Origin of the sequence: Enterococcus sp. AZ119, from assembly GCF_050546175.1 — a bacterium.
GTDB classification, from domain to species: domain Bacteria; phylum Bacillota; class Bacilli; order Lactobacillales; family Enterococcaceae; genus Enterococcus; species Enterococcus faecalis.
Genome location: NZ_CP172951.1, coordinates 1,189,786 through 1,201,745, shown reverse-complemented (window position 1 = coordinate 1,201,745; position 11,960 = coordinate 1,189,786). Strand labels below are relative to the sequence as shown.

The following is an 11,960-nucleotide window of genomic DNA, read 5'->3' as shown; positions in this document are numbered from 1 at the left end:
TAGAAAACACCAGCGAAACAGAAGTGCAACACTAACATGCGAAAAAATGCGATCGCAACTTATTTTTTAGACACTCTGTGTGTTTCGTATAGTCGAGGCTAGTTGCGTGTATTTTTTTCAAGAAAATTGAGAACAGCTATGGTATAGTCAAAACTACGATTATTTCAAACACGGAGCGACAGTTTATGGAAATGTACCAAGTAATTAGATATTTTTTAAATGAAATGGAGAAAAAGATTTGGCATGCCTTGTTAACATTAGTACTTTTTTGTCTTTATATTTCCATTTTTGATGTTCCTTTTACAATTAAAAATACATTCATCGGCAGACTACTTTTCCCGAAAGCTTTTATGAATGCAGGAAGTGCGAATCTGATTTTTTATTTGATTAGTTTTTTTGGTTTTTTATGGTCAATTTTCATTTTTGCTTATCTATTGAATAAGACACGCCTCAAATTATTAAATAAAACCTTTCCTTATCTTTTGGAAATATTAGAAGTCTGTATTTTGCCTTTAGTGATTCTTTTTGCTTACATTTATATTTATTTGCGGGTCCATGGCGAAGGTTTCAGCTATATACGAGAATCTCTTTTACAGCAAGAGTTAACTTATTCAATGAAATGGTTCCTTTGCCTTGGTAGTTTGGCGCCGTTATTTTTCTTTTTAAGCACTTTAAATTTAGCTAAACGAGTCAGACAAAAAAAAGACATGGAATCATGAAAATCCATGTCTTTTTTAGTCGGATATTGTTTTTACCGCAGGACAGTTTTCTTCCAAAAACTCAAAAATACTACTGTAATAATTTTCAGGTTCGTAGACACTTGAAGATAAATGTGGTGCTTTAGCAACAATGAGGCCTTTTTTTATCCCCTGAGTTGCCGCTAAATTTTCTTCAAACATTGTCATTGGAACAAAGCGATCACCTGTACCGTGAATAAAAAATGTCGGCAACGTATTTTTGTGTAATTGTCTCACGGAAGAAGCGGTTTTCAATTGAAAGCCATAGTTATTTAATGCTAATTGATTAGCAATTGTTAAAATAGGAAAAGCGGGTAAATGAAAAGATTCATGTAGGACATATTTAAATTCATCATAAACAGAAGTGTAGCCACAATCCACTATTAATCCGCGGACATTCGTTGGTAACTTTTCACCACTTGCCATCATGACAGTAGCCGCTCCCATGGAACCGCCCACTAAAATAATTTCTGCTTCCATATCAATGGCAAGAACTTCACTAAGCCAACTTAATAAATCTAACCGATCCAGCCATCCCATCCCAATTTTATCCCCTGAACTTTTCCCGTGCGCACGCAAATCGGGAACTAAAACATTGTAGCCTTCTTCTGCAAAACGTAATGCAGTATATGCCATATCGCGTTTTCCGTTTGAACGATAACCATGCACACAAATCGCCCAACGATGGTTATCTGGATAAGGAATAAAGCACCGTGCATACAATGTTTCATCTTTAATTTTCAACCAACGATCTTCAGCAAAAGACTCTGTCCAAAAAGCTTCGCCTTCTTGTTTTTGTTGTTCTTCTATTTTTGTATATCTTGTTTCTCGTTCTTGAAAATTATCAGGATTTAATAACCGATGCCCTTTTTTATGATACCAAGGGTTGTCTTTAAGCAACGCGATTTTCAAAAAATAATTGGCAATGTAAACAGAAAAAACAACGCCAATCATTGCAAAAATGATCAGTAACCCGAGGAGCCATTTCATCTGCAAATCACACCCTCTTCTAAAGTATTTCCTTCTTCATTTAATATACTATGGATTTTTCATTTCTGAAAGAAATCACCCTTACATTTTGTTATTTTTTGAAAAAAAAATAGCCGTCTCAAAAAGAGGCGGCTACTTTTAATCTATCAACAATCCAACGTTGTCATATCTTCATATGTCTCACGGCGAGCAACTAATTTTGCTTGTCCATCTTCGACAAAAACCACCGCTGGTCGAGGATTTCGGTTGTAATTACTTGCCATTGAATAACCGTAAGCCCCCGTACTACTGATGGCCAATAAATCCCCTGCTTTAACTTCTGGCAATAAAATATCTCGAAGTAAGACATCGCCTGATTCGCAATATTTACCAACTACTGTGACTTTCTTGACTGAATCATGCCCCTCACGATTCGCTAGAAATCCATCATAAACCGCTTGATACAAAGCAGGCCGTATATTATCACCCATGCCACCATCTACGGAAACAAAATGACGAACACCAGGAACCTCTTTTTGCGCGCCAACTGTATAAATCGTTGTGCCCGCTTCGGCAATTAAACTGCGGCCTGGTTCAATCCAAAGCTCAGGCAGTGGATACCCTAATTGTTCACAATGACCTTTCAAGGAATAAACAATTTTTTCAACAAATGTTGCTGGTGCTAATGGCTCATCTTGCTGCGTGTACTGCACACCAAAACCACCACCCATATTTAAAACACGTGCTGTAAATTGATGGACTTGCCGCCAGTCTTCTAAAATAGTGAACATTTTTTCAACAGCAGCTAAAAAGCCTTCCACAGCAAAAATTTGCGAGCCAATATGGCAATGGACCCCTTGCACATCAAAAGAGGGATTTGATAAAAGGCGAACGAGCGCTTCTGTTGCCTGGCCACTTGCAACATCAAAACCAAATTTTGAATCTTCTTGGCCTGTCAAAATGTAATCATGTGTTTCTGCATCCACGCCAGGACTCACCCGAAAAAGAACTTTTTGTGTTTGGTTTCGTGTAGCTAATAATTCTTCCAACAAGTCAATTTCGTAAAAATTATCAATGACAATTGTACCTATTTTGTTATCCAAAGCATAACGTAATTCTTCAGGGGTTTTATTATTTCCATGGAACTCAATTTCCGCTGGCTCCATGCCCCCTTTTAAAGCTGTGAATAGTTCTCCACCAGAGACAACATCACAAGCAATATCTTCTTCCTTTAACACTTGATAAATAGCTAAACAACTAAATGCTTTACTTGCATAAACCACTTTATTTTTGATACCTAATTGATTTAACGTTTGTTTAAAACCACGTGCTTGCGCGCGAATATGAGCGACATCATAGACAAATAACGGCGTCCCGAATTTTTGCGCCAACTTTACGGTGTCATAACCACCGATTTCTAAATGATTTTCCCGATTCATTTTTGCTGTACCAAATAACATGTTTTCCCGCCCCTTCATTTCGTTTTATTAAAAATCATAGCATAAAACCCAGTAGCTTCCTATAATTTTCCACATTTTTCTCTGACTTTCTCCTGTTGCTTTTTTTCGCCAAATAGCCTACAATAATTGGCATACGAATAAAAAACCTTTATTATCAAGACTTTAATCTTTTAAATAAAAATTGGTATATACGAAAAAGAAAGAAGGCAGATGACTTGGCTACACTGAACCGCGATCAACAAATTGAAGAAATTATTAATTTGGAAGCAATTTTGAATTTACCGAAAGGAACAGAACATTTTGTCAGTGATTTACATGGTGAATTTGAAGCTTTTGACCATATTTTAAGAAATGGTTCTGGGCGAATCCGAGAAAAAGTTCAATTTTTATTTAAACAAGAATTAAATGCCCATCAGATGGACGAGCTTTGTTTTATTATCTACTATCCAGAAGAAAAATTAACACTTTTAGAAAATGAAAGCGCCCTCTCTTATGAATGGTGGCTATTAACGATTCGCCGTCTGGTTGAAATCGTCCGTTCTTCTTCGATGAAGTACACACGTTCTAAAGTTCGCAAAGCCCTTCCTGAAACCTATGGGTATATTCTCGAAGAATTGATTTATCAATATGATGAGACAACAACCAAAAACGGTTACTATCAACAAATTATTGAAAAAATTATTTTACTAGGTGAAGCCAAACGTTTCGTGACAGAATTAGCTTATCTAATCCAACGTCTGATTATCGATCACCTACATGTTATTGGGGATATCTATGACCGGGGGCCAGCACCAGATAAAATTATGGACCGATTAATGTCCTATCACTCCTTGGATATTCAACTAGGCAATCATGATATGATTTGGCTGGCTGCTTATAGTGGTTCACTGGCTTGTTTAGCCAATGTAGTACGTATTTGTGCTCGCTATGGAAATTTAGATTTGTTAGAAGAACGTTATGCTATCGATTTAACCGCCTTAAAAAAATTTAGTTTAGAAACGTATAAAGAAAATCCTGCTTTTGCACCCAAGAAAAATCCCTATCGTGCGTTAACTGAAGCTGAAAAACAAGTAGCGATGCGTGTGCAACAAGCCATTGCCATTATTCAAGAAAAACTAGAAGGCCAAATTATTGGTCGACGCCCTGATTTTAACTTGGCACATCGGCTACGCTTAGATAAGATTCAAGGGGAAACTATTACTTTTGACGAATGTCGTTATACATTAATTAACAGCTGTTTCCAAACCGTTTCTGAAGAGCAGCCTTACCAATTAACACGTGAGGAAAAACAGATAATTGATGATTTATTAACGCAATTTCAGTCTTCGCCGCGGTTAACAAAACACATGCGCTTTCTAATGGAAAAAGCTTCTCTTTACCTTGTGTATAATCAAAATTTATTGATTCATGGCTGTCTGCCTCTGAATGCGGACGGTACTTTTCAAGCTTATACATTTAAAGGCCACTCCTATTCAGGAAAAGCTTTAGTTGACTTCTTTCAGGAAATGTTAGAAGAAGCTTATGCTCAGCCTGCTAGTACAGATGACTATGCAACAGATTGTTTATGGTATCTTTGGTGTGGCGAAGGTTCCTCATTATTTGGCAAACGAGCTATGAAAACCTTCGAGCGTTATTTTCTCGCTGAAAAAGAAACACATCATGAAGAAAAGAATCCTTACTACTCTTTGCGTGATACGGTTGAAGTTTGTGAAAGAATCCTAGATGAATTTGAAGTGACTGGTGAAAATAGACATATCATTAATGGCCATACACCAGTTAAACGAACAAAAGGCGAATCGCCAATCAAAGCAAATGGCACGCTTCTCGTAATTGACGGCGGCTTTTCAAAATCTTATCAGACAATTACTGGAATTGCTGGTTATACATTGTTGTACAACTCGTTTGGTTTACAACTGACCGCGCATAAATCTTTTTCTAGTAAAGAAACAGCCATTTTAAATAATCAAGACATTCATTCCATCAAACAAGTCATCGATCGTCCCTTACAGCGGCTATTGGTGAAAGATACCACTATCGGCAAAGAGCTATTAAAGCAATCGCAAGCACTCCAAAAACAAATGAAACAAAACCAGTAGTGCCGTTAAAAAGACGCTTGCGCTCTTATCCGAAAAATGATTAAATGGAGGAGTTGAGAAAAATATCTATTAGAGAAACGGAAAGGGTTTTACATTGAAGAAACAGCAACTCTCACTTTACGGCACCATTTTCTTTCTTTGCTTTTTCCTAATTGTGGGCTTCTTCTTCTCAAGTCGTGGCGAAGATTATGCCAAAGAATCTGAACAAAAAGTTACAATTGATTCCGCCAAACATGAGAAGCATACGAAAGACAAGGAAGAAAATAATTCAGCAAATACAGTATTTTTTGATAAAATAAATGACCTGCTCGTCGCTTCTGTCAAAGAATTTGAAGGAACGGTCGGGATTAGTTATTTGGATTTAGAAACTGGCGAACAGCGTTCCGTGAATGGCCAACATGAATTTTATACAGCTAGTACTATTAAAGTGCCCCTGACGATGCTAGTCGCCGACACGGTTGCTTCTGGTCAAAAAAAATGGACAGACCTGATTCCCTATAACGCCGAAGAAGATTATGAAGAAGGAACTGGGATCATTGCCTATAATATCCAACCAGAATATCCATTAAAAACGTTACAAGAATATGCCATCACCTATTCTGATAATATCGCTAAAAATATGCTCTATGACACATTGGGTGGTGATGCAAAAGCAAAACGAGAAATGTATCAGCGTTATTTGCACAAGACACCTTCGATTGAAGAGCCACAATTTTCTTCTGAAGATGCGCTTGTTATTCTACAAAAATTATATACTGAAAAAGCAACAAAACCAGATTACCAAGCGATTTATGATTCTATGAAACAAAGTGTTTTCCATGAAAGAATGGAAACTCCCACAACTCAAGGAAAAGTTGCTCATAAAATTGGTTCCTATGATGAATTTATTCATGATATGGGGATTTTAGAAACACCTCACCCCTTTGCTTTAGCAATTTTTACTAAAGGACCTGATAATGCTAAGAGTGCTGCGTTTATTGCTTCAGTGACAGATAAGTTATGGCAATTACAGGTGTCTGAATATCCTAATCAATAACAGTTAAAAAATACCCTTGGTTTATTAAGACGACTTAATAAACCAAGGGTATTTTTTTATTGTTTGTTATCATTATCCATTTGTACAGACAACAACTTCGTAAAACGTTCTGCCAACATTTGGTGGGCATCAATTTTTTTGGTTCCTTGTGCTTTTGCTGCAAAACTAGCAAAGTTTAAGCCAGCCCCAAATAGTTGTAACGCACCGTTGCCTAAATCTCCCTTTTTAAGAGCTTCAAGCCCATCTTCGATAAACTGGTTACTTTCATCTAAATGACACTCAGGAAGATATTTCACGCCGTGATGATATCGTTTTACATTCAGAATGATTTGCTTCGCGGCTTCTTCTGAAATAGCCGCTCCCAAGTTTAACAGTAGCTCATTGATTGGTTCCACCAAGTGAGCATAGTCACTTTCGTACTTTTGACAATTCAGTGCAATCGCTTTGCGGCGTTCTTCATTTTTCATTTTTTCCACTCCCTTTTTTATTAAAAACGAGCACGAAAGCTACCAACTGGCTTCGCACTCGTTCTTTCTAACCATTAATTTTCTTTGTTCATGCTTTTAATTTTAATTAAACGTGTAATTTCGCCACGTTCATTTTCTTCTAATTTCATTTGAATGTAGTAAATTGTTTCTTCTAATTGTGGAATCGTCATATACTCTAAGGCGTTGACACGACGACGCGTTTTTTCAATTTCTTTTGATAATAATTGGCACGTCTTTTCAACATTTGCAAGTGCTAATAATTTCGGTAAAATGCTTGAAATTTTAGCAAAAGCTTGATCAAGCTCGCTGTTTGAATTCACGTAGCCATAATCTAAGGGTGCTTCTTGAACCGATTCATCGTAATCAAAAATCATTTTAGGAACTGGCACACTTAAGATGTTCTGTTCAATAATTTCTAATTCAACTTTTTCGGCTGGAATTGCCACTAACTCTTCAATAAAGGCTTCGTTCAACGTTGCGTTTGCCAATACAAAATTTGATAACGCATCCGTCACTTCTTGTTCAACCTGAATACGTAACTCATTGTTTTCTTTGACTAGCGCAATAAACCGTCGCATCAATTCATCTTGTTTGTCTTTCAGCAACTTATGACCTCTCGTGGCCGTAGTTAACTGTTTTTTCAATCGGGAAAGTTCCATACGGGTTGGATTAACATTTAATCGAGCCATTTTTCTACTTCCCTTCAGTTAAATATTGATCGAGCATATCCTCTTTAATTCGTTTTAGTTCTGTTCTCGGTAGCATACTTAATAGTTCCCACCCAAGATCTAACGTTTCTTCAATCGAACGGTTTGTATCGAATCCTTGATTGACATATTCTTCTTCAAAACGTTGGGCAAAAGCTGCGTAAATTTTATCGACATCGGAAAGAGCTGATTCTCCTAAAATGACAGCTAATTCTTTGGCTTGTTTCCCTTGTGCATAGGCTGAGAACAATTGATTCATCGTCGCTGCATGATCCCCGCGCGTTTTGCCTTCGCCAGTTCCTTTGTCTTTAAGACGGGAAAGTGATGGCAATACATCAATTGGTGGTTGGATACCGCTCTTATATAGTTCCCGGGACAAGATAATTTGCCCTTCTGTAATATAGCCAGTTAAATCGGGAATTGGATGTGTTTTATCCTCCTCTGGCATTGTTAAAATAGGAATCTGTGTTACGGAACCTTTTGAGCCACGAATTCGGCCTGCCCGTTCATACAACGTTGCTAAGTTCGTGTAAAGATAACCCGGGTAACCACGACGTCCTGGAACTTCACGGCGTGCTGCTGAAATTTCTCGCAACGCTTCGCAATAATTGGTCATATCCGTCATGATAACTAAGACATGCATGCCCTTTTCATAAGCTAAATATTCAGCGGCTGTCAAAGCCATTCTAGGTGTTGCAATCCGTTCAATGGCTGGATCATTCGCTAAGTTCATAAACAAGACTGAACGATCAATTGCGCCTGTTTGACGGAAATCTTCCATAAAATATTCCGCTTCTTCAAAGGTAATCCCAATGGCCGCAAAAACTACGGCAAATTCTTCTTCACTATTTAACACGTTGGCTTGTCTGGCAATTTGTGCCGCTAATTCTTTATGAGGTAAGCCAGATGCTGAAAAAACAGGTAATTTTTGACCACGAACTAAGGTATTTAAATGGTCAATCGCTGAAATCCCTGTTTGGATGAACTCATCGGGATAATCACGAGCGACTGGATTGATAACTTCGCCGTTAATATCTAATTTTTTCTCAGGTAATAATTCTGGTCCATTATCTTTTAAGCGACCTAAGCCGTCAAAAACGCGCCCCATCATATCTGGCGAAACCCCTAATTCTAAAGGATGTCCCAGAAAGCGAACTTTTGAATCACGAATATTGATGTTACTCGTTCCTTCAAAAATTTGGACCATCGCTTTATCTCCATTGATTTCTAAAACTTGCCCTTGGCGAATTTCGCCATTTTGCATGCGTACTTCAATTAATTCTTCGTACTTTACGCCTGCTACTTTTTCAACAATCATCAGAGGACCAACGACTTCATTGATTGTGCGATATTCTTTAATCATTCGTCATTCCTCCTTCAGCAATGATTTCTTTTATCGTTGTTTTAATTTCTGCTTGTAAACGATCCAATTTTTCTAATTCCTCTTCTGGTAAATACTTGCTACGAGCAATGCGATCGCGGATTTCAACTGTTCCCGCCATTAACTCAGAGAAATAAGTGCCTAAACTTAAGGCTTTTTGACCTTCTTCACCAAAAGTTAGAATCAATTGCAACATTTTCGCTTGTTTTGTTCGAGAAGTGAACGTATCCACGTCATCAAAAGCATTTTGTTGCAAATAGTCTTCCCGTAATGATTTGGCTGTTTCCAACGTTAAACGGTCTTTATCCGACAAGGAATCAATCCCAACCAAGCGAACAATTTCTTCCAATTGAGATTCCTCTTGTAAAATCCGCATCCCTTCAGCTACCATAGCGGCCCAGTTTCCTTGCAATTCCAAGTCTAAATATTGCCCTACTTCTGTGGAATAAAGAGAATAACTTTGCAACCAGTTAATAGAAGGAAAATGACGTTTTTGTGCTAATTGGGAATCTAAGCCCCAGAATACTTTAACAACGCGTAACGTATTTTGAGTGACAGGTTCTGATATGTCCCCACCAGATGGCGAAACCGCACTAATCGCTGTAATGCTTCCTTCACGATGATCTTTTCCTAACGCGATGACTTGTCCTGCTCGTTCATAATATTCAGCTAAGCGACTACCTAAATAGGCTGGATAGCCTTCATCACCAGGCATTTCTTCTAACCGACCACTCATTTCTCGTAACGCTTCTGCCCAACGAGAAGTAGAATCCGCCATAATTGCGACTGAGTAACCCATATCACGGAAATATTCTGCAATGGTAATCCCTGTATAAATCGAGGCTTCCCGTGCCGCTACCGGCATATTTGACGTATTCGCAATTAAAATCGTCCGATTCATCAAAGACTCACCAGTTGTTGGGTCAATTAATTCTGGAAATTCATTTAAAACATCTGTCATTTCATTCCCGCGTTCCCCACAACCAACGTAAACGACTAAGTCGACATCGGCCCACTTAGCAATTTGGTGCTGAACGACTGTTTTTCCAGCGCCAAATGGTCCTGGAACTGCTGCCGCTCCGCCTTTCGTAATTGGGAAAAAGGTATCAATTACGCGTTGTCCGGTCACCATCGGTACTTTGGGACTTAGTTTTTCTAAAATGGGACGTCCCCGCCGAACGGGCCATTTTTGCATCATGCTAAAACTTTCCGTTCCTTTAGCCGTTTTCACTGAGTAAACTGTTTCATCAATGGCAAAGTCACCTGCTTTAATTTCGGCAATCGTTCCTGAAACGCCGAAAGGCACCATAATTTTATGTTGAATAATCGGTGTTTCTTGAACCACACCGACGATGTCACCTGCCGACACTTCTTCACCAACTGCCACAGTTGGTTCAAACGTCCATTTTTTCTCACGATCTAACGCATCAATTTTAACGCCACGGCCTAAAAAGTTACTGTGGGTTACTTCTTGAAATGTATCCAATGGTCGTTGAATACCATCAAACATTTCGGCAATTAAACCTGGGGCTAATTCAACAGATAATGGTTCTCCTGTTGAAATAACTGGTTCTCCTGGTCCAATGCCTGTTGTTTCTTCATATACTTGAATCGAAGCGACGTCGCCTCGCATTTCAATAATCTCTCCGATAACGCCTAAATCTCCTACATGACAAATGTCTTGGATACTAGCATCTGACATGTTTTCAGCTAAAATCAAAGGACCTGAAACTTTGACAATTTTTCCAATTTGCACGCTCATTCTCCTTTGCATTATAAAATATTTTGTCCAATTGCTTTTTCAACATTTTTTTCAATCTCACTTAAACCGATTCCGATTGTACCATTATGACTTGGGATTAAAATAATCGCTGGTGTCACTTGTTCTTTGTATCGTTCAATCGTTTCTTCTGCTAAAGTAGAGGCTTCTTCCGTTATGAAAATGACCCCAAACTTATTTTTTGCCATAGTTTCAATGGCTTCTCTAACTTGCATTTCTGAAATGGCATGATGGACCTCAAAGCCAAACAGTTTAAATGGTAAGATTGAATTTTTGTCTCCAATGACACCAATTTTATACCCCATTGACTTTTCGCATCCTTTCTCGAATTTTTTCATTTGAAAACCCACTATGTTTTCCGACCAAAATTAAACGTAGATTTTTCCATTCAACCTCTTTCGCATTCAAAAAGGCTAGTAATGGGAGCGGCCCAAAAGCAACCGTTCGACCGTTTTCATACATTGAGGTCAGGTAATCATCTTTGAGTTTTTCAAAAGCCAATAAATTTAATTCATTGGTTTCTTTATTGATAATCTTTTCTAATAGTTGTCCGTAATTCGTTGTTCTGACAAATGCTGTAAATTCTACAAGTGACTTTTCCGCATAGGTCAACAGCTCTTTCTTTGAGAGACTGCCAGCGCTAGAAAGCACGGTTGATAAAAAGTTACTGTTTTGATGTTGAACAATCCCTCTAGCCATCGTTGATAGATTGGTTAAATCAATAAAAGCGATGACTTCCTTCGTTAACTCTTCATAGCCCAATTCATCCGCTAATTTTCGCTGTTGCTGTAAAAATGCTCGATCATAAAGGATATCAATTGCTTGCGGCAAACCGCCTTCTTCCAGATAGGCAAAAACATCACGGATCACTTCTAATAATGCTGGCTCAAGTTCGGAAGAGTTTTTTGTATGAATGGCACTTTTGACTGTGTTTAGAGAATAACGACCATCTTCTAAATAAAGATAATCAAAATCTTTACCTGTTCGCTCAGCTTTCGTCAAAATTTTCAAGTTATGGAAGGTAAAACGCATCGTATACAACGTTACTACAGCTGGTTCTGGAGCCATTTCATATAACCAGCGATAAAGACTTCCCAGCGCTTCAGAAGAATGGTAGTCAAATTTTTCTTCAAAAGTTTCGGTTAAATAAGGTTGATAAACCGTACTTTTTAACATATTTTTAACGTCTTCAACTGTTTCCGCTTCTAAAAGTTGTTGAAACTGTTGCTCAGAAAGCAGCTCCGTTTCTTTTAAACGAATCAGCGGATTAATTTGATGATACGTTGGTTTTCTCATTCTACGTCCT

General features: G+C 38.1%; 11 protein-coding genes. 3 read left to right on the top strand and 8 right to left on the bottom strand.

Annotated features, from left to right (window positions below; translation table 11 throughout):
* Positions 1-185: 185 nt before the first annotated feature.
* Positions 186-719 carry a hypothetical protein gene (locus tag IGL37_RS05840; RefSeq protein WP_002365632.1) on the top strand — a complete coding sequence of 178 codons (534 nt, stop codon included), beginning with the start codon at positions 186-188 and terminating at the stop codon, positions 717-719.
* 15 nt (positions 720-734) lie between these two features.
* Here the strand turns inward: IGL37_RS05840 and IGL37_RS05835 are convergent, their stop codons facing one another.
* Positions 735-1,727: an alpha/beta hydrolase gene (locus tag IGL37_RS05835; protein WP_002413817.1), complete on the bottom strand. Its 993-nt coding sequence runs from the start codon at positions 1,725-1,727 to the stop codon at positions 735-737.
* Positions 1,728-1,873: 146 nt separating this feature from the next.
* Positions 1,874-3,184 carry a diaminopimelate decarboxylase gene (lysA, locus tag IGL37_RS05830; RefSeq protein WP_033917967.1) on the bottom strand — a complete coding sequence of 437 codons (1,311 nt, stop codon included), beginning with the start codon at positions 3,182-3,184 and terminating at the stop codon, positions 1,874-1,876.
* A 197-nt stretch (positions 3,185-3,381) separates the two neighbouring features.
* Between lysA and IGL37_RS05825 the strand changes: the two genes are divergently transcribed.
* Together IGL37_RS05825 and IGL37_RS05820 are read left to right on the top strand one after the other, a co-directional pair.
* Positions 3,382-5,262 (top strand): fructose-bisphosphatase class III, encoded by a 1,881-nt coding sequence (locus IGL37_RS05825; RefSeq protein WP_002371183.1) that lies wholly within the window; start codon positions 3,382-3,384, stop codon positions 5,260-5,262.
* A 154-nt stretch (positions 5,263-5,416) separates the two neighbouring features.
* Positions 5,417-6,298 (top strand): serine hydrolase, encoded by an 882-nt coding sequence (locus IGL37_RS05820; RefSeq protein WP_002374908.1) that lies wholly within the window; start codon positions 5,417-5,419, stop codon positions 6,296-6,298.
* Positions 6,299-6,354: 56 nt separating this feature from the next.
* Here the strand turns inward: IGL37_RS05820 and IGL37_RS05815 are convergent, their stop codons facing one another.
* The 6 genes from IGL37_RS05815 to IGL37_RS05790 form a co-directional block, all read right to left on the bottom strand.
* A complete protein-coding gene (locus IGL37_RS05815; RefSeq protein WP_010825224.1) occupies positions 6,355-6,765 on the bottom strand; it encodes a hypothetical protein in 411 nt (136 codons plus the stop codon).
* Between the two features lie 74 nt (positions 6,766-6,839).
* Positions 6,840-7,475, bottom strand: coding sequence for a V-type ATP synthase subunit D (locus tag IGL37_RS05810; protein WP_002357673.1), 636 nt, complete (start codon positions 7,473-7,475; stop codon positions 6,840-6,842).
* Positions 7,476-7,479: 4 nt separating this feature from the next.
* Complete coding sequence (locus tag IGL37_RS05805; RefSeq protein ID WP_002357674.1) at positions 7,480-8,856, bottom strand: V-type ATP synthase subunit B; 1,377 nt, start codon at positions 8,854-8,856, stop codon at positions 7,480-7,482.
* Entirely contained in the window at positions 8,849-10,630 is a 1,782-nt protein-coding gene (locus IGL37_RS05800; protein WP_002357675.1) for a V-type ATP synthase subunit A, read from the bottom strand. Before IGL37_RS05800 ends, IGL37_RS05805 begins: the two co-directional genes overlap by 8 nt.
* Positions 10,631-10,647: 17 nt before the next feature.
* Complete coding sequence (locus IGL37_RS05795) at positions 10,648-10,959, bottom strand: V-type ATP synthase subunit F (RefSeq protein ID WP_002357676.1); 312 nt, start codon at positions 10,957-10,959, stop codon at positions 10,648-10,650.
* Entirely contained in the window at positions 10,949-11,950 is a 1,002-nt protein-coding gene (locus tag IGL37_RS05790; protein WP_002363908.1) for a V-type ATPase subunit, read from the bottom strand. Before IGL37_RS05790 ends, IGL37_RS05795 begins: the two co-directional genes overlap by 11 nt.
* Positions 11,951-11,960: the final 10 nt, after the last annotated feature.

What these genes read in the sequence shown, in the direction of transcription:
- IGL37_RS05840 (WP_002365632.1), top strand. Translation starts at nt 186, where the DNA reads ATGGAAATGTACCAAGTAATTAGATATTTTTTAAATGAAATGGAGAAA.
- IGL37_RS05815 (WP_010825224.1), bottom strand. Translation starts at nt 6,765, where the DNA reads ATGAAAAATGAAGAACGCCGCAAAGCGATTGCACTGAATTGTCAAAAG.
- IGL37_RS05795 (WP_002357676.1), bottom strand. Translation starts at nt 10,959, where the DNA reads ATGGGGTATAAAATTGGTGTCATTGGAGACAAAAATTCAATCTTACCA.
- IGL37_RS05835 (WP_002413817.1), bottom strand. Translation starts at nt 1,727, where the DNA reads ATGAAATGGCTCCTCGGGTTACTGATCATTTTTGCAATGATTGGCGTT.
- lysA (WP_033917967.1), bottom strand. Translation starts at nt 3,184, where the DNA reads ATGAAGGGGCGGGAAAACATGTTATTTGGTACAGCAAAAATGAATCGG.
- IGL37_RS05810 (WP_002357673.1), bottom strand. Translation starts at nt 7,475, where the DNA reads ATGGCTCGATTAAATGTTAATCCAACCCGTATGGAACTTTCCCGATTG.
- IGL37_RS05790 (WP_002363908.1), bottom strand. Translation starts at nt 11,950, where the DNA reads ATGAGAAAACCAACGTATCATCAAATTAATCCGCTGATTCGTTTAAAA.
- IGL37_RS05805 (WP_002357674.1), bottom strand. Translation starts at nt 8,856, where the DNA reads ATGATTAAAGAATATCGCACAATCAATGAAGTCGTTGGTCCTCTGATG.